General features: G+C 69.4%; 18 protein-coding genes and 5 pseudogenes. 6 read left to right on the plus strand and 17 right to left on the minus strand.

What is annotated here, in order from left to right; translation table 11 throughout:
• Positions 1-6 precede the first annotated feature (6 nt).
• The 3 genes and pseudogenes from lnt to BJF85_RS31710 all read left to right on the plus strand — a co-directional run.
• A complete protein-coding gene (gene lnt, locus BJF85_RS22935; RefSeq protein ID WP_075850065.1) occupies positions 7-1,566 on the plus strand; it encodes an apolipoprotein N-acyltransferase in 1,560 nt (519 codons plus the stop codon).
• Between the two features lie 120 nt (positions 1,567-1,686).
• Positions 1,687-3,096 (plus strand): annotated as a pseudogene (locus tag BJF85_RS30720) (multicopper oxidase family protein); the annotation flags it as partial.
• Between the two features lie 125 nt (positions 3,097-3,221).
• Positions 3,222-3,344, plus strand: a pseudogene (locus tag BJF85_RS31710) (multicopper oxidase domain-containing protein); the annotation flags it as partial.
• On the opposite strand, the gene BJF85_RS31715 reads toward BJF85_RS31710, so the two are convergent.
• From BJF85_RS31715 to BJF85_RS22990, 11 genes and pseudogenes are all read right to left on the minus strand, one after another.
• Positions 3,319-3,504: a leucine zipper domain-containing protein gene (locus BJF85_RS31715; protein WP_369822278.1), complete on the minus strand. Its 186-nt coding sequence runs from the start codon at positions 3,502-3,504 to the stop codon at positions 3,319-3,321. The pseudogene BJF85_RS31710 and the gene BJF85_RS31715 overlap by 26 nt on opposite strands.
• A 323-nt stretch (positions 3,505-3,827) precedes the next feature.
• On the minus strand, positions 3,828-4,409 hold the full coding sequence (locus BJF85_RS22950; RefSeq protein WP_075850066.1) for a recombinase family protein: 582 nt from the start codon (positions 4,407-4,409) through the stop codon (positions 3,828-3,830).
• A 246-nt stretch (positions 4,410-4,655) separates the two neighbouring features.
• Positions 4,656-5,507: a multicopper oxidase family protein gene (locus tag BJF85_RS30730; RefSeq protein ID WP_255375885.1), complete on the minus strand. Its 852-nt coding sequence runs from the start codon at positions 5,505-5,507 to the stop codon at positions 4,656-4,658.
• A 66-nt stretch (positions 5,508-5,573) separates the two neighbouring features.
• A pseudogene (locus tag BJF85_RS30735) lies at positions 5,574-6,073 on the minus strand (multicopper oxidase domain-containing protein); the annotation flags it as partial.
• A 29-nt stretch (positions 6,074-6,102) separates the two neighbouring features.
• Positions 6,103-6,318 (minus strand): SHOCT domain-containing protein, encoded by a 216-nt coding sequence (locus BJF85_RS22960; RefSeq protein WP_075850067.1) that lies wholly within the window; start codon positions 6,316-6,318, stop codon positions 6,103-6,105.
• A gap of 176 nt (positions 6,319-6,494) precedes the next feature.
• Positions 6,495-7,892, minus strand: coding sequence for a rhodanese-like domain-containing protein (locus tag BJF85_RS22965; RefSeq protein WP_075850068.1), 1,398 nt, complete (start codon positions 7,890-7,892; stop codon positions 6,495-6,497).
• Positions 7,893-7,896: 4 nt separating this feature from the next.
• Positions 7,897-8,217 carry a rhodanese-like domain-containing protein gene (locus tag BJF85_RS22970; protein WP_075850118.1) on the minus strand — a complete coding sequence of 107 codons (321 nt, stop codon included), beginning with the start codon at positions 8,215-8,217 and terminating at the stop codon, positions 7,897-7,899.
• Between the two features lie 289 nt (positions 8,218-8,506).
• A complete protein-coding gene (locus BJF85_RS22975) occupies positions 8,507-9,289 on the minus strand; it encodes a sulfite exporter TauE/SafE family protein (RefSeq protein ID WP_075850069.1) in 783 nt (260 codons plus the stop codon).
• Positions 9,290-9,384: 95 nt separating this feature from the next.
• Positions 9,385-9,987 (minus strand): rhodanese-like domain-containing protein, encoded by a 603-nt coding sequence (locus BJF85_RS22980; protein WP_075850070.1) that lies wholly within the window; start codon positions 9,985-9,987, stop codon positions 9,385-9,387.
• A gap of 58 nt (positions 9,988-10,045) precedes the next feature.
• A pseudogene (locus BJF85_RS22985) lies at positions 10,046-11,466 on the minus strand (rhodanese-like domain-containing protein).
• Between the two features lie 183 nt (positions 11,467-11,649).
• A complete protein-coding gene (locus BJF85_RS22990; protein ID WP_222844653.1) occupies positions 11,650-11,913 on the minus strand; it encodes a metal-sensitive transcriptional regulator in 264 nt (87 codons plus the stop codon).
• Between the two features lie 329 nt (positions 11,914-12,242).
• Here BJF85_RS22990 and BJF85_RS22995 point away from each other — a divergent pair.
• Positions 12,243-15,244, plus strand: a pseudogene (locus BJF85_RS22995) (Tn3 family transposase).
• A gap of 33 nt (positions 15,245-15,277) precedes the next feature.
• Here BJF85_RS22995 and BJF85_RS23000 read toward each other — a convergent pair.
• The 6 genes from BJF85_RS23000 to BJF85_RS23025 form a co-directional block, all read right to left on the minus strand.
• A complete protein-coding gene (locus tag BJF85_RS23000; protein ID WP_083666643.1) occupies positions 15,278-16,168 on the minus strand; it encodes a cytochrome c biogenesis CcdA family protein in 891 nt (296 codons plus the stop codon).
• A complete protein-coding gene (locus BJF85_RS23005) occupies positions 16,165-16,500 on the minus strand; it encodes a hypothetical protein (protein WP_075850071.1) in 336 nt (111 codons plus the stop codon). Before BJF85_RS23005 ends, BJF85_RS23000 begins: the two co-directional genes overlap by 4 nt.
• A gap of 269 nt (positions 16,501-16,769) precedes the next feature.
• A complete protein-coding gene (locus BJF85_RS23010; RefSeq protein WP_075850072.1) occupies positions 16,770-17,057 on the minus strand; it encodes a hypothetical protein in 288 nt (95 codons plus the stop codon).
• An 88-nt stretch (positions 17,058-17,145) separates the two neighbouring features.
• Positions 17,146-17,502 carry a hypothetical protein gene (locus BJF85_RS23015; RefSeq protein WP_075850073.1) on the minus strand — a complete coding sequence of 119 codons (357 nt, stop codon included), beginning with the start codon at positions 17,500-17,502 and terminating at the stop codon, positions 17,146-17,148.
• Entirely contained in the window at positions 17,499-17,855 is a 357-nt protein-coding gene (locus BJF85_RS23020; protein WP_255375873.1) for a hypothetical protein, read from the minus strand. The genes BJF85_RS23015 and BJF85_RS23020 overlap by 4 nt, the downstream gene beginning before the upstream one ends.
• Positions 17,852-18,241 carry a helix-turn-helix transcriptional regulator gene (locus BJF85_RS23025; protein ID WP_075850074.1) on the minus strand — a complete coding sequence of 130 codons (390 nt, stop codon included), beginning with the start codon at positions 18,239-18,241 and terminating at the stop codon, positions 17,852-17,854. Before BJF85_RS23025 ends, BJF85_RS23020 begins: the two co-directional genes overlap by 4 nt.
• A 126-nt stretch (positions 18,242-18,367) precedes the next feature.
• Between BJF85_RS23025 and merA the strand changes: the two genes are divergently transcribed.
• The gene (merA, locus tag BJF85_RS23030) at positions 18,368-19,780 is read left to right on the plus strand and encodes a mercury(II) reductase (protein WP_075850075.1); all 1,413 of its coding nucleotides are present in this window, start codon (positions 18,368-18,370) and stop codon (positions 19,778-19,780) included.
• Positions 19,781-19,811: 31 nt separating this feature from the next.
• Entirely contained in the window at positions 19,812-20,456 is a 645-nt protein-coding gene (gene merB, locus BJF85_RS23035; RefSeq protein ID WP_075850076.1) for an organomercurial lyase MerB, read from the plus strand.
• Positions 20,457-20,497 lie beyond the last annotated feature (41 nt).

Here is a 20,497-nt window from a genome sequence, read left to right on the forward strand (position 1 = left end):
CGGCGGTTGCGCCCATCATGTGCCGCCACCGGTCTGAGGGCGCTGGGTGCGATCGCCGGTGGCCTGACCGTCTACGCCAGTGCTCCTCCACACCACCTGTGGTGGCTGGCACCGCTGGGTGTGGCCCTGTTCGCGCTCGCGCTGCACCACCGGCGTGCCCGAGGTGGCTTCGGGTATGGCTTCCTGTTCGGCCTCGCCTACCTGCTGCCCCTGCTGAGCTGGCTCTACGACACCGTCGGCGAGGAATTCGGGGTGTGGCCGTGGTTCGGCGTGGTCACCATCGAAGCAGTGTTCTTCGGTCTCGCCGGCGCGGGCATGGCCCGTGTCAGCCGCCTGCCCGGCGCTGCGATCTGGATGGCCGCGGTCCTGGTCGCGACTGAAACCCTGCGCTCGCACGCCCCCTACGGCGGATTCCCCTGGGGACGGCTGGCCTTCACCCAACCGGAAGGCGCGTTCGGGCCGCTGGCTTCTTTCGGCGGGGCCGCGCTGGTGACCTTCGGGGTGATGCTGTCCGGGTGCGGACTGGCCGCGCTGACGCGACACCTGCGGGACGGGATCCGGGAGAGGCCGTGGCCGGCGGTATCGGCAGCCACCCTCACCGCGTTGCCGATCACCGCCGGGCTGGCGAGCATGTCCACCCTCGATACCGCACCCAGTGCGGGAACAGCCACCGTCGCCATCGTCCAGGGCGGCGCTCCCAACATCGGCATCGGCCTGATGGGCAAGAACGAGCTGCTCCGCGCCAACCACATCCAGCAGGCCACCAAGCTGGTCCAAGGGGTGCGCTCCGGGCGGCTCCCCCGACCGGACCTCGTCATCTTTCCCGAATCCTCGAACGTCTGGGGCCCCTCACGCAGCGACCCCGCGCTGGATCGGATCGCCGACCAACTCGGCGGGCCCATAGCGGTCGGCGGTATCACCCGTGAGGCCAACGGCGCCATCAGCAACCGCGTGATCCGCTGGGACCCGGCTCTGGGCGCCACCGACGAGTACGTCAAGCAGCACCTCGTCCCGTTCTCCGAGACCATCCCTCTACGCGAGCTCGCCTCGGCCGTCACCCCATTCGTCAAACAGTTCTCGCGAGACATGACCCCGGGGACGAGCCCGGGCCTCTTCGACATGGGCACGACGCGAGTGGGCTTCGCGATCTGCTACGAGGTCGCCTACGACTCGGTGCTGACCGAAGGCGTGCGCGGCGGTGCCGAACTGCTGGCCGTGCCCACGAACAACGCGTGGTTCGGGCGCAGCGAGATGACCTATCAGCAGCTGGCCATGGCTCGGCTGCGTGCTGTCGAGCACAGTCGCTCGGTCGTTGTCGCCTCCACCAGCGGGGTCAGTGCGATCATCCGTCCCGACGGCACTGTTGCCGAGCAAAGCCGGCAGTACACCGCCGACCTGCTCATCCAACAAATGCCGCTGCGCTCAACCACCACCCCGGCCACAAGGCTCGGCTCCCTACCGAAATGGATCACCACCAGTCTCGGGGCCGCCGCACTCCTCGCCACGCTGCGCCGCCCCGAACGACGTCGACACAACCCCCACCACAACCCCGACGCCGAGAACTGAGCACAGCCGGCACACAGTGATCAGCACCCGGCAGGCGCACTCGAATACAGGACCACGCCGCCAGCGGCGGTGCCTGCCAGTCGTGCGCCCTGCCTCCTCGTGAGACAAGGAGACGCAAGGATGCCCAACGAGACGAGCCGCCGCAACCTGCTGCTGGGTGCGGCCGGTTTGGTAGGCGCTGCGGCCTCGACCGGCGGGGTGGGGTGGCTGGCGTTGGCCTCGGGCACGCCGGCCTCGGTACCGACGCCGGCGCGGATATCGGCCTCCTCGGAGGCGGTGCAGCGTCGCGAGCAGGCCCGGCGTGCGGCGGGATCCGGTCGCACCGTCCGGGCTTCGTTGACCGCCGAGCCCACCGAGGTGGACCTCGGTGGGCGCATAGTGCGTACGTGGGCCTACAACGGGCAGATCCCGGGGCCGGTCATCCGCTGCACCGCCGGTGAGCAGCTCGCCGTCGAGGTCAGTAACCGGCTGCCCGAGCGCACCACGGTGCACTGGCACGGGTTGCGGCTGCGCAACGACATGGACGGGGTCCCCAACCTCACTCAGGAGCCCATCCCGGCCGGGCAGCGCATGCGCTACACCTTCACCGCGCCGGATCCCGGCACCTACTGGCTGCACCCCCACGTGGGTCTGCAGCGGGAACGCGGCCTGTACGCGCCGCTGATCATTGATGATCCCCGTGAGCCCGGTGACTACGACGTCGAGTTCGTCGTGGTGCTCGACGACTGGCTCGATGACGTCGCCGCCAGTCCCGACAAAGTCCTGTCCACCCTGCGCAAGGGTGGTATGACCCCGAAATACCGGACTCCCGTACAAGCCGGGCAGATCTCGGACGTCTCGGAGGCGTGGCAGTACCAAGTTCCGCCTGGGCTGACCGACCTACCGCCCGAGGCCCCTCCCATGTCCCCGGCGTCGTTGATGGCCGCCAGCGTGCAGTTCCCCTTCTATCTGCTCAACGGCAGGTTGCCCACTGCGCCGCAGACGTTTCGCGCCAAACCGGGCCAGCGCGCCCGCATCCGGGTGATCAACGCCGGCGGCACCTCGGTGTTCCGGCTCGCCCTCGGCGGCCATAGGCTGACCGTGACCCACACCGATGGTTTCCCCGTCCAGCCGGTCACCGTCGACACCCTGCACATCGCCTCCGGCGAGCGCTACGACCTCCTTGTCGACCTTGACGACGGCGCCTTCCCCCTGGCCGCTGTCGCCGAAGGTCACGGAGCTCAGGCACTCGGAGTTGTCCGCACCGGAAGCGGACCCACCCCGGCACCCGATGCGACCCCCACCGAACTGGCCGGCCGCCTGCTCAAGCTCTCCGACCTGCACGCCGCGTCCGCAGCCCAGGCCGACGACCGCAGTCCGGAGGTGACCCACCCCCTGCAGCTCATCGGCTCGATGCGCGGGTTCCACTGGCGCATCAACGGCGAGACCTACAACCACCGCAAGCCCTTCGCCGACGTCACCCCCATGCCGATCCGCGAAGGGCAACGGGTGCGCATGACCATGGTCAACCCGACCCCGATGTATCACCCCATGCACCTGCACGGCCACACCGGCACGGTCCGCGCCACCGGAGGTATCCGCAGCCAGCGCCACCCCAACCCCCCACACACCCCGATCCGCAACGCACCCGCAAAGACACCCTCGTCGTCGCCCCCGGCCAACGCGTCAGCATGGACTTCACCGCCGACAACCCCGGCCAATGGCTCGTCCACTGCCACATGGCCTACCACCTCGCCACCGGCATGGCCGGGATCATGTCCTACATGGACAATCCCTGAGCACGGGGGCGTGTCGTACTTGCCGGAGTTCGACGAAAGCGAGGCCCACAGGGTGCCGGTGCGGCGTCGACGACCGCTCGATCAAGCCAAGTTCGCCATGCCGGCGGTAGCGATGGGCCCACTTCGAAGCACATCGACGCAGCGTCGACGGGACGGGCACCGACTACCTGCACACCGGCCGGTGGCCCACCTTCAACCTCGCCGACGCCTCCATTACCTGCGGCGGCACGCTCACTGTCATCGCCACGCTGCGGTCACCAGACCCCCGACGCGATTCAGCAGGAGTGAGCCCCATGCCCGTGGCAGTGCTGTGCTTGTTCGGGGCGTCCATTCTCGCCGTTGCTGTGCGCACCCTCGTCCTGTGGCGTCGCACCGGCCACACCGGGCACCGGTTGTCGCCCTCGGGTGCCAGCGCCGCGTCACTGGTGATCCACCTGTTCATGGGGTCTGAGTAGCAGTGGTACAGGATCCTCCGTTAGCGGATCAGCTGTCTGCGTTGCTGCCGAGGTGGCGGTAGATGGTGGGGCGGGTGACGCCGAACTCGGCGGCGATCTGGGCGACGGTGTAGCGGCGTTTGCCGTCGTCGTCGGTTTCGTCGTACATCTGGCGGGTCAGCTTGACCTGCCGAGGGCCGAGCTTGGGTTTCTGTCCGCCGGTGCGGCCCCGCGCCCGTGCTGCCGAGAGTCCGTCGATGGTGCGTTCGGACATCAGGGCGTGCTCGAACTCGGCGATGGACCCGAGGATCTGGAAGAATATGCGGCCGATGGCGGTGGAGGTGTCGATGCCCTGGTTGAGCACGACCAGATCGACGTGCTTGGCTTGCAGCTGGTTGGACAGCTCGATGAGGTGCTCCAGCGACCGGCCGAGTCGGTCGAGCTTGGTGACCACGAGCTGGTCGCCGGTGCGGTTGGCCGCCAGTAGCGCTTTCTCCAGTTCCGGTCGGCGCGCGAGCGTGCCGGAGGCCTTGTCGACGAAGACCTCGTCGCAGCCTGCCGCAGTCAGCACGTCGTGCTGGGCTTCGGGGTGCTGGTCGCGGGTGGAGACTCGTCCGTAGCCGATCCGCATGGCCCGGACCGTATTGCGAAGGCCCGACAGCGTGACGGTGGCGCGGACACGGGTTGCGTTACAGACCCGACCTGCGAAAACACTCGACGGCTTGCAATGTCTCGTGAACGTTCGTTTGTGCGACGGTGCTCTTCCGAGAAGGTAAGGGCGCCGTCTGGTTGGTGAGAGTGTCGAGCTTTTGCGGATGCGGTCGACGGGAAGTCGGGTCAGGCGCTGGCGCCGTGCGTGATCGTCACCCGGCCCCCGTCAGCGGACCTGGATGGTGGCCATCATGCCGGCGTCTTCGTGGTCGAGGATGTGGCAGTGGAAGACGCTGCGGCCGGGATAGGCGGTGAACGGAATTCGCAAGCGTACCCAGCCTTGTGGTGGCACGAGCACGACGTCTTGCGGTGTTCCGGATAGCGGGGCGTTGTCGCTGGTGGCCAGCACGACGAACGGCCATACGTGCAGGTGGAACGGGTGGGTCATCGGGGTGGTGTTGACCACGGTCCACTCTTCGACTGTGCCGAAACGAACGAGTTGGTCGGTGCGGTCGGGGTCGAAGGCGCGGCCGTCGATTCCGAGGCTCATGCCTGCCGTGCCCATTCCCATGGTGAACGCGACCTCGCGCCGTTTCCCGTCCGTCGTGGCGCGCGGTTGCTCGGCGGGCAGCGCTGGCGGCAGCGGGGCCGGCTTCGCCTCGGGGCCCCCGGCCATCAGAGTGGCCAGCAGCACCCGTTCGCTGCGGACACCGCCGCCCATACCGCCCATGCCCATGCCGCCGCGGTCTACTGGCTCGGACAGAAGGGGGAAACGCCCGGGTGTCGTCGGACGCACCAGGACGTCGGCGCGGCTACCGGGCGGGAGCACGACGCGTTGCTGGCTTTCCGGGGCGGGCAGGAACGCCCCGTCCCGAGCGACGAGGTCGAGTTCGTGTCCGGCCAGCCGCAGCGCCAGTACCCGGGAGGCGCAACCGTTGATCACGCGCCAGCGCTGCGCGGTCCCCGGCGCGGCGCCGAGGGTGGGTTGATGCTGCCCGTTGACCAGGACCAGTTCACCCTCCCGGCCTTGCATCCGCTCCATCCGGTCGGGGCGGGCAACGACGCCGTCCACGGTCATCGTCGTGTCCGTGACCAGCAGAACGCGGTCCTGTTCGACGGGCAGGTCCGGGCCGTCATCGACCAGCAGCGCCCCGCCGAGCCCGCCGAAGACCTGATCGGCGACCAGCCCGTGGCGGTGCGGGTGGTACCAGAAGGTCCCGGTCGGGTGGTCGCGTGGGATACGGAATAGGTAGTCGAACGAGGTTCCCGGTTCGATCCGCAGGAATGGATTGTCGCCGTTGCCTGCGGCGAAACGCGAAGCCCGTGGGTGTGCAGGTTGGTGGGCTCGGCGAGCCCGTTGATCAGCCGGACTGCGAGGTCGTCTCCCGGCCGGACCCGCAGTGTCGGTCCTGGTGAGCTCCCGTTGTAGCCCAGCGCCTCGGTGTCGCGCCCGGCCAGCGCCACGCCCGCGGCGGCAGCGAGCTCCACCTGCAACCTGCCGCCGCGGCTGCTGAGCACGCGTGGTTCGCGCAGCGGCGCTGCGGTGGCGGCCGGACGGAACCCGCCGCCGGCCGAGTTTGCGCTCCACAGCCATCCCGCGGTGCCGCCTGCCACACTCGCGGCACCCGCCGCGGCCACACCCATCGCGCGCCGCCGGCTGATTGGTCGGCCACTCACTGCAGCTCGTCTCGCATCTGGCGGTACTGCTGCTCGTCGATCTCCCCACGAGCGAACCGCTCGTCCAGGATCTGGCGCGCCGACGGCACCGAACGCGGCGGAGCGGTTGCCCCACCCCGGACAAGCCGGAAAGCCACGTACCCGAGCAGGATGAGCCCGACCAGCACCAGCAGTGGCCAGACCAGCATCCAGCCCATCATGCCATCCATCATCGTGCTCACCTCACTGCTCTGAGTGCCGGGTCACCCAGCGGGGCTTGCGGCGGCCAGGCGTTCGACGATGCCGAGCTTAACCACTCATGCTGGTGGTGACCGTGCCGTCGGAGCCGACCACGGCCAGCTGATCCGGCGTCAGGTCCCGCACCACAGTGCCCCTCGGAGTTACCGCGTCAGCCTGCCTGCGTGGGCAGGTCTGCCTGTTTCCAGGCGGTCATGCCGCCGAGGACGTTGCGCACGTCGGTGTGCCCGTGGCGTTGCAGCAGGCTGGTGGCCACCGAGGAGCGGTAGCCGCTGCCGCAGGTCACCGCCACCGGCTTGCCGTCGGGGACCTCGTCGAGGCGTTCGGGCAGTTCGGCGCCGGTGATGTAGGCAGCGCCGGGCACGTGTCCGCCAGCCCACTCACTGGGTTGGCGCACGTCCAGCAGCTCGGTCTCGCCGCGGGCGAGTTCGTCGTTGAGCTCGTGCACGGTGATCTGAGGAGTTTCCTCAAGGGGTTTGGCGGCCGTACGCCAGGCGCTCATGCCGCCGCGCAACCACCCCAGCGGAGGTGGGTAGCCGATCCGCAGCAACTGCCACGTGGCCTCCCATAGCTCCCCTGGTTGGTCGAGGATCAGCAGCACCTGCGCGTCCGCGGGTAGCACCGTGCCCGCCCAGGTGGGAAACGCCGTGCCGAGACCGACGTTGAGGGCACCGGGGATGTGTCCTCCGCCGAAGGCTTCCGGTGAACGGGCGTCCAACACGATCGTGCCGGTTTCGCGGTGTTGTTCGAACTCAGCGACGGTCAAGGCCGGTGGCTCGGCCAGCACTCCGAGTGGCTGGACACCGGTCATGTTGCGGCTGCGCATGCGCAGCCAGTACGGCGGTACCGCAGGCAGGTTGTCTAGTCGGAGGCATTCGCGGACGAAGCCCTCAGTGTTGTCCACTTCGGATAGGATCGCGTTCGAGTGCCGCTCGTAGCCCAGGGTGGTCGAGAGGCGGCTGCCGATGCTGCCTCCGCACAGCGAGCCCGCCACGTGGGTGGGAAACACCTGCACGTGGTCGGGCAGGGCCAGCAGCTTGTCCTGAATCGTTGCGCAGAACGTCCGCGCGGCTTCCTGTGCTTTCTCCTGACCGCCGAGCAGGTCCGGGCGAGCCAGGTCTCCGACCAGCAGGGCCCCACCGGAGAGCAACAGCGCCGGATGATCGGCGCTCATGGCACGGTCGTAGACCAGCAGGCTGATGTGCTCCGGTGTGTGCCCCGGGGTGTGCAGCACTTCGAGCCCGACGTCGCCGATCTCGATGACCTGCCCGTCGCTGATCGGCTGGTGGGAATAGCCGAACTCGCCGGCTGCTGATCCCCACACCTGGGCACCGGTGCGTTCGGTGAGCTCGGTCAGCCCGGACAGGTAGTCGTTGTGGCCGTGCGAATCGGCCGTGTAGGCGATGCGCATGCCATGAGTGCGTGCTGCTTCCGTGTAGACGTTCACGTCCCGGCGCGGGTCGAACACCAGCGCCTGCCCGGTCTTCTCATCCCCGATGAGGTAGGAGGCGTGTCCCAGGGACTGCAGGTAGAACTGCTGGAACAGCATGGTCTCACGCCACCTCTCCCGGCTGCTCATCGTCGGGAGTGCGCACCGGTAGATCCTGCTCGGACCAGGCCTGAATGCCTCCGTCGAGATTGTCGGCGCGATAGCCGTGCCCAGTCAGGAACTCGGCCATCTTGCCGCTCCGGCTGCCGCTGCGGCACACCGTGACAACCGGTTGCTGCTGATCCACCTCCTCGAGCCGCCCGGGCAGTTCGTTCATCGGGATCCACCGCGAGCCAGGAATCCGCCCGGCCTGCCACTCCTGCGGCTCCCGAACATCGACCAGCTGTATCCGATCTTGTTGCCCGTACAGGTCCTTGGGATCCATGGCCACTCCCTTTCCGAAGCGATCCCGCAAGTCGGCGACACCGACATGCCGGAAGGACGAACCGATTCCGGTCCCTTCCTCGTCCGTTACCCGGTAGCCGCTCCCCCCATGCAGGCACACACCCTGTCCTTCCGATGTTCCCAAGCCCCGGAGAAGGGGGCCGCTGGTCACAGGCATGGCCCCGGAGACGGTGGGCCGCCCGGCAGTCGCAGGGGACGGGTCAATACTCGAGTTGTTTTCTGCGCGCGCTACCGCGGTGGCTTGGTGACGAGCACGAACTGCGCGGCACTTATCCGAGTGCGGTGGGATTGAGGATGGCCGCCGTGGCCACACCGGCGGCGACGATGAGGACGATGTAGGCGAACCAGCGGCGCAGGGTGGCTGCCGGCAGGCGGGGTGCCAGCCGGCCCGCGAGTGTGGAGATGACCAGGGCGGTGCCGGCGAAGACGGCGAGGAGGGTGTAGTCGAGCGAGGCTGCCGTGGTGGCGTGGGCGGCCAGCCCGGCCAGGGAGTTGATGAGCACGATCACCAGTGAGGTGGCCACGGCCGCGTGGGCCTCGAGCCCGAGCAGGGCGGCAAGCGCGGGGACGATGACGAAGCCGCCGCCGACGCCGAACAGGCCGGTGAGCACCCCGACGCCGGCGCCGGCGCCCAGGGATTTGGGCAGGCAGCTGCGCCAGTCGATGCCGCCTTCGCCGGTGCGGCAGGCGCCGGCGTGGTTCTCCCCGCCGCGCAGCATGCGCACGGCCACCACGACCATGAGCGCGGCGAAGGCCAGCAGCAGCCAGCGCTGCGGAACCAGCCGTCCCAGAGCGGTGCCGGCGAAGGCGGCCGGGATGCCGGCGGCACCGAAGACCAGGGCCACCGGCCACCGCACGTGGGCGCGCCGTGTGCGGGGGGCGATGCCACCCACCGAGGAGACCGCGACCACGGCCAACGAGGTGGGAATCGCCATCTGCAGGGGTTGTCCGACGCCGTAGACCAGCGCCGGCACCGCCAGGATCGACCCTCCGGCACCCAGCAGCCCCAGGGCCAGCCCGATGACCGCGCCGAACAGACCCGCCAGAACCATCATCGTCTCCTGCTTCCTCGAGAACGCGCGGACGCGCCTCGGAACTCACACCGGGAGAGGGAAAGAGAAGGGCGGGCACGCCCGGGGCGGTCAGGTCAGCGGGACGGGGAACCCGCTGGGGCCTGCCCGCTGGTCAGGGCTTGAATCATGCTCGCCCCGTCGAAGTTCGGGGTGCGGTTGTGCGGCAGCAGGCCCAACACGCGCGACATGGCGCAGGTGTTGGTGATCGCGGCGACGGTCAAACCGCCGCCGACGAAGCCGGCAAGCCACTTCAAGGGTTCGTAGGCGGTGCTGGCGAGTACGCCGGTGAGCACGAGCAGCCCGGCGGCGAGCCGCACCTGGCGTTCCATGCCCCAGGTGCCCGAGCCGCGGTTGACGGGCGCGTCGTGCTGCTGCCACCCGGTGATCCCGCCGGACAGGACGCTGAGCTGGTCCAGTCCTGCAGACTCCAGCACGCTGCGTGCTTGATCCGCACGGACGCCGGAGGCGCACACCAGCACGATCGGATCCTCGTGGTCGGCGGTGAGCTCGGTGCGGTGCTCGCGCAGCAGGTCCAGCGGCACGTTGTAGGAGCCGGGAATGTGGGTCGCGGCGAACTCGCCGGGGGTGCGCACGTCGATCAGCCGGGTGCGCGGGTTGTTCTCCAGCAGGCTGCGCACCTGCGGGGTATCCATGCTCACCGGTGTCGTGCGAGACATCGGTCTCCCTTCCTTGTTGGTCCTGTGGCGTGGTCAGTCGGGTTCTCGGTGCCGTGTCTCAGCGGGCTGGGGTCAGGTCGAGGCCGGCGTCCTCGGCGTTGGCGAAGAAGTCGTCGACGAGCACGACGTCACGAGCGGCGTGCTCCAGCAGGGAGGCCGCTGCGGTGGCGCGGTAGCCGCTGCCGCAGTGCACCCACACCGTCCCGGTGGGGACCTCGTCGACGCGGTCCTTGAGCTCGTACAGCGGAATGTGCACGGAGCCCTCGATGTGCGCGGAGCGCCACTCGTTGTTGGTGCGCACGTCCAGCACCACGTCCGCTGCGGGGAACCCGTCGACGCCGCCGTCGCGGACGGCGGCGAGGTCGGGGAAGGTGGCGGTGGTGGTGCTGCGCAGCTGATCGACCTCGGCGGCCAGCTCCCGCGGGCGTCCTGATGCGGCCGCGGAGAACGTGTCGATGCCGATGCGGGCCAGTTCCCGCTGAGCGTCGGCGACCTGCTCGGGTGTCTCGCCGAGCAGAGTGATCGGTGCGCCCCAGTCGATCATCCAGCCCAGCCAGGTCGCCATCGGCCCGTCCAGGCCCAGGCTGACCGTGCCCGCCAGGTGCGAGGCCACGTAGGCAGTCCGCGAGCGCAGGTCCACCACCCACTCACCGGCCTGCAGGCGCCGCCGCAGTTCGTCCGGCGTGGCCCGGGCAGGCATGCGCAGGTCCAGCGGCTCGGGACCGGTGGTGTTGTGCACGCCCATGTGGGCGTAGTAGGCGGGATAGGCATCCAGACCGGACAGCATCTGCTCGACGAACTCGCCCTCGGCCAACGTCAGCGCCGGGTTGACCTGCTTCTGCTCGCCGATGGTGGCCGAGTCGCCGGAAGCCTGGCTGGCCGAGCAGAAGCTGCCGAACCCGTGGGTCGGCCAGATCTGCGCCCCGTCCGGCAGGGTCTCCACCAGCTTGCGCGTCGAGGCATGCTGGTGCCGGGCCAACTCGTGGCTGTGCTGCTCCCCCAGCAGATCGGTGCGCCCGGTGGTGCCGAACAGCAACGACCCCCCGGTGAACACCCCCACCGGGCCCTGCTCGCCCTCCAAGACGTAGGACAGGTGGTGATACGTGTGCCCCGGTGTGGCCACCGCCCGCACCCGCATCCGTTCCGACACCTCGACCACGTCACCGTCGGCCAGCGGTGTGTGCGCGAACGGCGCCTCGTCCGCAGCGGCCACGCCGTAGTCGGCGCCCGTCAGTCGGGCCAGTTCTAGCCCGCCGGAGACGTAGTCGTTGTGCACGTGCGTCTCCAGCACCAGCGCGATGCGCACATCCAGCGCCCGGCCGCGGCGAGGAACCGATCCACATCACGTTGCGGATCCACCACCACCGCCAGCGCACCATCGGTCGCCAGGTAACTGCGATCGCCCAACGACGAGGTGGCGATCACCTCCACACCCAGATCGCCGGCAAGCTGATGGTCGAGTTCTCGTACTGCCGTCATCGTTGCGTTCCTCCTTCGATGTCACACGGAGTCGATCCACGTCGCGGTTTCGCCTGCCATCGACACCGCTCGTACTCCTGCCTCGTCATCGCTCCGAGAATAATATACCCAGTGGGGTATATATAAGTTATACGAGTGGGCATGCACGAGAGCACACCCATCAGCGGCTAAGCGGGGCTTGAATCAAGCCAGCGCCAGGAACAACCGCTCCAGCTCCTGCTCGGTCATCTCCGGCTCATCGCCGTCATCGCGGGCCTGCTGGCAGTGCCGCATCCCACTGGCCACGATCTTGAATCCCGCCCGGTCCAGCGCCCGGGACACGGCGGCCAGCTGGGTCAGCGCCTGAGCGCAGTCACCGCCCTCCTCGATCGACTCGATCACACCGGCCAACTGTCCCTGTGCGCGGCGCAGACGCGTCAACGCGTCTCCGACCAGCTCCGGCTTCATCTCCACGGCAATCACCTCCACTGCCCGCAACCAATATACCCACCGGGGTATTCATGTCAAAAAAAGGGAGCAACGAGCAGCCGCAACCACCTCGCCCCGCCTGTAATAAGACCCAACGGGAGACCGGGCGGATGGGGTGATGTCGTCGGAGTACTCGGCGTTTCGGTAGCAGGCGCGCAGAAAACAACGGTTAGCCCTGTTCCTACTGGCCACAGGGCCGAGGTCGCTGACGCTCCGTGGGTGGCGGCCGAATGAGCCGCTGACGGGGCGGTGTTCGGTGGCGGTGAGGATGTGCTCCGTTCGTTGATCACTACGGGGCGGAGCGGTGGATGTCGACGAGGTTCTTCTCCGATGAGGAGATCGAGCGGCTGCGGTCGTGGCCTGCCGAGTTGGGCCGGGATGAGCTGATCCGGTACTTCACGTTGGGCTCGGATGATCGGGCGTGGTTGGAGCGGTCGGCTCGGGGGCAGGGCAATCGGCTGGGTTTGGCGGTGCAGCTGTGCACGCTTCCCTGGTTGGGTTTCGTGCCTGACGAGGTGCCGGCTGCACCGCGGGCGGCGGTGAATCGGCTGGTCGTGCAGCTCGGCGTTGGGTTGGCCGAGCTCGCCGGGTATGGGGCGCGGGAGCAGACCCGCACCGAGCATCTGCGGCTGGTGGCCGAGCGGCTGGGGTGGCGGTTGGCCAGGGATGCCGAGTGGAAAGACCTCGAGGAGTTCCTGTTGGCGCGGGCGATGGAGCACGACGCGCCGAGTGCGCTGTTTCGTGTGGTCTGCGAGTACTGCGCCGGTGCTCGGATCATCCGGCCTGGTGTGGTGCCGCTGATGCGCGCGGTCGCCACCGCACGGGAACGCGCCGTGGCCGAGACGTTCCTGCGGCTGGAGCCGCTGCTGGGGGCGCAGCGGCGGGAGGAGCTCGACGCGCTGCTGGTCGCGGGTGGGGATCTGCGGATCTCGCGGTTGGCGTGGCTGCACCGTGGGGCGACGACCGCGTCGCCGATGGCGATCCGGGCCGAGCTGGACAAGCTGCGGTTTTTGCGTGGGTTGGACGCGCGCACCCTGGACTTGTCGATGCTGCCCGAGGCGCGACGTCGCCGGCTGGCCGGGATCGGCCGCCGCAGCACGAATCAGGCCCTGGCCCGTCGGGACGGCGACAAGAGGTATCCGGTGCTGCTGGCCACGGTCGCCGAGTGCGCAGTCGAGGTGCTCGACGAGGTCATCGGCATGTTCGACCAGGCCTTGACCGGAGTGGAGAACCGCGCGAAGCGCAAGCTCGACGATGTGCTGGCCCAGCGGGCCCGAGAGTCCGAGGACCGGCTGAACCTGCTGGAGGAAATCCTCGCGGTGGCCACCGATGTGGACGTGCCCGATACCGACGTCGGGCCCCGGTTGCGGCGCGGGATCGGCCTGGAACGGCTGCGCACCGCCCGGCGTGACCCCGCCGACCGGCTGCCGCGCGATCATGGGCATCTGGCGATGGTGGAGTCCAGCTTCACCTACCTGCGCGAGTTCGCCCCGCACGTCATCCGCGCTCTGTCGTTCGAGGCCGCGGTGGATGCTCGGCCGCTGCTCGAGGCCGTCGAGGTGCTGGCCGAGCTGTACGCCCGCGGTGGCCGGAAGGTGCCCGAGGGGGCGCCGACCGAGTTCGTGCCGAGTCGGTGGCGTGGCTACCTCGATCAGGCCGCCACCAGCGGCAACACGACCGCGTACCGGCATTACTGGGAGCTTGCCACCCTGTTGGGTTTGCGGGATGCGCTGCGGTCCGGGGATGTGTGGGTGCCGGGCTCGCGGCGGTTCGCCGACCCGACCACGTTCCTGCTGCCCGCGAGCCGGTGGGAGGCGCTGCGGGGCGAGTACTGCGCCCTGGTCGGCGCCCCGCAAGAGGCCGATGAGGCGCTCGAGAACGCGGGCGAGCAGTTACATGCCGCGCTGACCGAGCTCGAGCCGCTGCTGGCTTCCGGGGAGGGGCCGGTGCGCCTGACCGAGCGCGGTGAGCTCGTGGTCAACCGGCTGAGTGCCGAGGCGGTGCCGGATGAGGTCGAGCGGCTGCGCGGCCAGCTGCTCGCGCTGTTGCCGCGGCCGCAGTTGACCGAGCTGCTCATCGAGGTCGACCGGTGGGCGGACTGGTCGGATCAACTCACCCACGTCGGCGGCAAGACCCACCGTGAGCCGCAGCTGCGCCGCAACCTGTACGCGGCGATCCTGGCCCAGGCGTGCAACTTCGGCGTGAGCGCGATGGCCGAGGCCTCCGGGCTCTCGGAGGAGACGCTGCGCTGGACCACCGAGTGGTACCTGCGCGAGGACACGCTGCGGGCGGCGAACGCGACGATCGTCAACCATCACCACCGGCTGCCGCTGGCGTCGATGTGGGGCGGGGGCACGATGTCGTCCTCCGATGGGCAGCGGTTCCCGATGCGGGGCAAGTCGCTGACCGCGCGGGCGATGAGCCGCTACTTCGTCAACGAGGGGGTGGCCACCTACACCCACGTCTCCGATCAGCACTCCACCTACGGCACCAAGGTCATCCCGGTCACCGACCGCGAAGCCGTGTACGTGCTCGACGAGCTCCTCGGCAATGCCACCGATCTGCCGATCACCGAGCATGCCACCGACACCGCCGGGCAAACCCTGACGGTGTTCGCGCTGTTCGCTTTGACCGGCTTCACCCTGTCCCCGCGCATCCGCGACCTCGGCGGGATCACGCTGCACCGCCTCGACACGCGCAGGCAGACGACCAGCAGGTTTCCGAACGCGGGCGGTCTGCTGACCGGCACGATCGACACGGCGCTGATCCGCAGCCAGTGGGACGAGATGCTGCGGCTAGCCGCCTCCCTCAAGTACGGCCACGCCACCGCCTCGCTGGTGGTATCCAAACTGCACGCCTCCTCGCGGCGCTCCGCCCTGGCCCAGGCCCTGGTCGAGTACGGCAAGCTGCAGCGCACGATCTACGCGCTGCGGTATCTGGCCGACGAGCCTACCGGCGGCGGATCACCCGCCAGCTCAACAAGGGTGAAAGCCTGCACTCGCTGCGCCGGGATTTGTTCTTCGCCCACGAGGGCACCGTGCGGCGCCGGCACCAGGAGCAGCAGACCGAACAGGCGCTGTGCCTGTCGCTGGTGACCAACGCGATCATCACCTGGAACACCGCCTACCTCGAGCTCGCGCTCGAGCGGCTGTCGCAGCGGTGCGGGCGTGTCGACCCGGACCTGCTGGCCCACATCTCCCCGGCGCTCATGGAACACATCAATCCATACGGGACCTACGAATTCCCCGTCGAGGCCGAGTACGCCCGCACCGGCTACCGACCGTTGCGCACCGTCGAGGCAGAGGGCTGACGCAGCACGGCGCCGACCGCGGCCTCGGGCGTGTCAGCGCTGGGTGTCCTGTCTCGGCCGGTTGGTGGGCGCGTGCTCGCCCGAGGACGCGGGCCGTCGTCGGGATCCCAGAGTGGCGATGATCGTAGCCAGGATCAGCACGGCCAGGGCCAGGAGGACGACGAGGGTTTGGTGGCTGCTGATCCAGGTGGTGGCGGTGCTGGCCAGCGGGCCCAGGCTCAGGGCCGTGGGGGGTTGGCCGCCGGTGGTGACAGGGATCCAGTAGGCGAGCAGGTAGGCGCCGCTGAGGATCAACAGGACGGCGGTGATGCGGTGCATGTGCGGCAGCAGCCGGCGTACCCAGCGGGTGGCCAGGCTGCTGGCGAAGGCGGCCGAGACGGATAGTGCCACCAGCAGGGTGGCGGCGCCGGTGGCGTAGGCGGCGAACACGGCGAGCATGCCTGCCGGGTTGGTCGTGGCGAGGGCTTGGCTGACGACGGCCAGCAGCACGGCCACGGTGCAAGACAGGGAGGCGATGCCGTAGCCGACGCCGAAGGCGACCAGGCCCCACCGGCCGCCGCCCTGGCGCGGCTGCACCCGGTTGGTCAGGCGCAGCGGCAGGTGCCGTCCGGTGAGCATCGCCAGGCCTGCCACGGCGAGCAGGACGCCGACGGCGATGGCGAACCACGGCGCGAGCCCGGTGATCGCGCGCAGGCCCGCGGCCAGGGCGAGTCCCGCGACGGTGAGGGTGCCGGTGAACCCGGCCGTGATCATGAGCCCCGAGGCCAGGCCGGTGCCGAGCCGGGCCGCCACGCTGGTGCGCCCGGTCGAGCTTTGGCCGGGGTCGGCCACGGTGCCCAGCATGGCGGGCAGCAGCGCGAACCCGCAGGGGTTGACCGGCGAGATCAGCCCGGCGCCGAAGGCCATGGCCAGCAGCGCGATCATGAGCGAGCCTTCTGGATGGCGGTGGTGATGGCGTCGGTGCCGGCATCAACGCCGCGGAAGATCTCCTGCCCGTCGGGTCCGTAGACGACGGTGGTGCCCAGGGCCGTGACCTGCTGCGCCTGCGCCAGCGGCACCCCGTTGGCGACGACGGGCACCTGGGGATTGCCGGCCGAGCGCAGGAAGCTCCGTAGGGAGCTGGTGGGAACCTCGGGGATGAGGTTCAGCGCCACGAACCGCGCCTGCTGCCCAGTCTGTTGTTGTGCTTGGGCGAGCTGTTTGGTCGCGGGCACGCAGGTGGAGCAGCCGGGGGCGAAGAAGTAGGCCACCGTCACCCGACCCGGCTGGGGATGGTGAGTTGTCCGCCGTCCAGGGTGGTGACCGTGCCGGGGTGACCGGTGACAGGCTGTTGTTGGCCGGCGGCGCCGCCGCGGACTGCTGAGTGGCGGGGCTATTGCCGCAGCCGGCCGCACCGAGCGCGACGAGCAGGGCCAGCGCCAGTGCTGGCCCGGCACGGCGACGGTGACGCGGGCCATGTCCGAGTACAGCGGGGCTCATCACTCTGTCCTTTCGCGACGACCAAGCAGGATCAGGGACGTCGACATCAATCTGCGGTGGTCGCAGGCTGGCTGCGGGCTCGTGGGGCGAGGAGGATGCCGCGGTGGCGGGCGAAGTGCTGCATGATCACGCCGAGGGCGAGGCCCATGGCGGCGTGGGCGAGCAGGGTGTCGAGGAAGTAGCCGTTGAGCAGCGTGTCGAACTTCTCCAGCCCGAAGGGGCCGAATTTCGGGGCCATGGGCGGCAGGGTCATCATGGCGACTTCGACGACGGCCACCGAGAACAGCATCGCGCCCCACCAGCGGGTGCGACCGAACAGGATCGAGTAGACCACGCCGAAGCCGATGCCGTTGAACAGGTGATAGGCGGCGCCGAGCGTGTAGCTGACCGGGGTGGCTCGGACATGGGCGGTGCGGCGGTGATCAGGTTGCGAACATCGTCACTGAGTCCGGCAGATACCCCAGGTGCACCCCGGCCACGCGCACCGCATCCAGCGCCAGGGTCAGCAGTATCCCAGCGAGGATGCCCAGCCACAGCCGCCGTGACAGCCGCGCCATGCCGGTGGCGCGGGCGTGGAGCAGCACTCCGGTCACGATGGCCATGCCGGGCAGGGCGACGACGCTGAACAGCACCGGCATCGGGGCCAGTCCACTCGAGGCGGCCACGATCACCAGCGGGGACACCCCGGCGGCGGCCAGGGCGAGCAGCGTCAGGAAGGCTTCGCGTGTCGATGATGTCGGGTCGGGGTCCTCGAGCGACGTGGTGGGTGTCGTGGTCACCGGGGAAACCTCCTGCGCGTGGGCTCGTTGTCGGGCCGCTGCTGCGGGGACGGGGCACTCTCGTCGTGGTGCCGGTCTGGGGGTGGGCAGCAGTCGTCACGCTGCGACGGCGACGAGGAGCCGTCCTGGGGGCTGTGGGTGGCTGATCGCTTGCGGGCCGCGGTGAGCGCCACTGCGCTCACCAGGGCCACACCGGCGGCGGCCCACAGCCACGGGCTGGAGAAGATCCCGGCCAGGGCGCCGAGGGCTCCGGCCGCGATCAACACCGGGCCCGCGCAGCACAGGATCAAGCTGCGCCGATGCCGAGTCCGGCGAGCAGGCCCCGTGTGTCCGAATTGCTCATCGCTGATCACGTCCCTGTCCGTGTGGGGTGCGGTCCGTCGATGCGCTCGCAGGTGGCCAGGGCCGTGCAGTTGTCGGCGGCCAACGAGCGGGCCAGCACCACGAGTTCGGCCACCCGCGGGTCGGTGACGCGGTAGTAGCACCAGCGGCCCTCGCGGCGCGCCTGCACGTAGCCGCAGTCGGCCAGACACGCCAGATGCGTCGACACCCGCCCCTGGGCGAGCCCGACGTGGGCCACGCAGTCACTGACGGAGTGCTCGCCGTCGAGCAGGAACTCCAGTAGCCGCAGCCGGGTGGGATCACCCAGGGCGCGGAAGAACTTCGCCACCGTGCCCACCTGCTGCCCGTCGTCGGACAGCAGCGGTGTGCCGGGGTCGGGATGTGCGGTGCTGGTCATGGATCTCCTCCCACCGTCGAGCACATATCCGGATATGGGGATACGATGATGCCAGCATACATCCGCTCATGCGGATACAACGACGGGTGGGCAGTACCCACCACCTCCGAGGAAGGGCGAGCAACCATGGCTTTCGATCTGGCGATCATCGGCTCCGGCGGGGCAGCCTTCGCGGCCGCGATCGCGGCCCGACGGGACGATCGCTCGGTGGTGATGGTCGAGCGCGGCAGCATTGGCGGCACGTGTGTGAACACCGGGTGTGTGCCGTCGAAGGCGTTGCTGGCCGCCGCCGAGGCACGCCACGTCGCTCTGTCGGCCGAGCACTTCCCCGGCATTCGGGCCAGCGCCGACGAGGTGGCCTTCGGCGAGCTCATCGCCGGCAAAGACAGCCTGGTCGCCGACATGCAGGCCGAGAAGTACACCGGCCTGGCCGCCGAGTACGGCTGGGAGATCATCAGCGGCCAGGCGAGCTTCGTCGACGGCCCGGCCCTGCAGGTCGAGCTGGCCGACGGCGGGGCGCGGCGGATCGAGGCCGAGCATTACCTCGTGGCCACCGGATCGATCCCGTGGGCACCGCCGATCGATGGGCTCGACGAGGTGGACTATCTGACCTCGACCACGGCGATGGAACTGGACGCGCTGCCGGAATCGATGTTGGTGCTCGGCGGCGGCTACGTCGGCCTGGAGCAGGCCCAATTGTTCGCCCGCCTGGGCACCGAGGTCACCGTCGTCGCCCGCTCGCAGTTGGCCTCGGCCGAGGAACCCGAGATCTCCGACAGTATCGATCAGGTCTTCGCCGAGGAGGGCATCACCACCCACACCCACGCCCAGGTGCGCACGGTGCGCCGCGACGGCGGTCATGTGGTGGCCACGGTCGACAGTAGCGACGGAAGCACCCGTGACGTCCGTACCGAGCAGCTGCTGGTGGCCACCGGGCGTCGTGCGGTCACCGACGAGCTCGGGCTGGAACAACTCGGGGTGAAACTGGACAGTCGGGGCCACGTGCGGGTCGACGAACAGCTGCGCACGGACCATCCCCGCATCTGGGCCGCTGGGGATGTGACCGGGCATCCGCAGTTCGTCTACGTCGCCGGCGCGCACGGCGCCGTGGTCGTCGACAATGCCTTCCACGACGCCGGACGCAGGCTGGACTATCACCATCTGCCGCGGGTGACCTTCACGACCCCCAGCATTGCCGCTGCCGGGATGACCGAGGGCGAAGCCGAGCGGGCCGGCTACGAGTGCGAGTGCCGCGTGCTCGCGCTGGAGCACGTGCCGCGGGCGCTGGTCAACCGCGACACCCGCGGGCTGGTCAAACTCGTCGCCGAGGCCGAGTCCGGGCGGCTGCTGGGTGCGCACGTGTTGGCCGCCGGTGCCGGTGACGTCATCGCCACCGCCGTGTATGCCCTGCACAACCAGATGACCGTGCACGACATGGGCGAGCTGTGGTGCCCCTATTTGACCATGGCCGAAGCTCTCAAACTCGCCGCGCAGACCTTCACCCGCGACGTGTCCAAACTGTCCTGCTGCGCCGCCTGACCCGCTCAACCACCCCAGGAAGGACCGCGTGATGACCACCGAACAGCATCCCCTGGCCGAGCGGCTCAGCGACACAGTGAGCTCCGCCCTCACCGAGGGCGGCATGGCGTGGCTGTGGCCACCACTGCTGCGACTCCTGGCCCGCGGCCACCCCGTCACCGCCGACGAGCTCGCCACAGCCACAGGCCACAGCACCGACGAGGTACGCCACGCCCTGGCCGCGCTGCCGGATGCCGAATACGACGAACACGGCCGTCTCGTCGGCTACGGCCTCACCCAACGCGCCACCCCGCACCGCTTCACCGTCGACGGCCAGCAGCTGTACACGTGGTGCGCGCTGGACACACTGCTGTTCCCGGCCGTGCTCGACCGGCCCGCCGAAGTGGAATCGCCCTGCCACACCACCACAACCCCGGTGCGGCTGACCGTCGAGCCGGACAAGGTCGTCGACGTCGAACCGGCCGACGCCGTCGTCTCGATCGTCACCCCCGGACAGTGCACGTCGGTACGCTCAGACTTCTGCGACCAGGTGCACTTCTTCGCCTCGCCTGAGGCCGCCCAACCGTGGCTGGCCGAGCATCCCGGCGCCACCGTGCTTCCCGTGGCCGAGGCCTTCACCCTCGGCCACCAGCTCGCCGAGCAGCACAGGAGCACCGACACCCCCGACTGCTGCTAGAAGACCGCACACCCAATGCGGCAGGTCTGACTCCGACGTCA

The organism is Saccharomonospora sp. CUA-673 (assembly GCF_001942305.1).
Classification (GTDB): domain Bacteria; phylum Actinomycetota; class Actinomycetes; order Mycobacteriales; family Pseudonocardiaceae; genus Prauserella.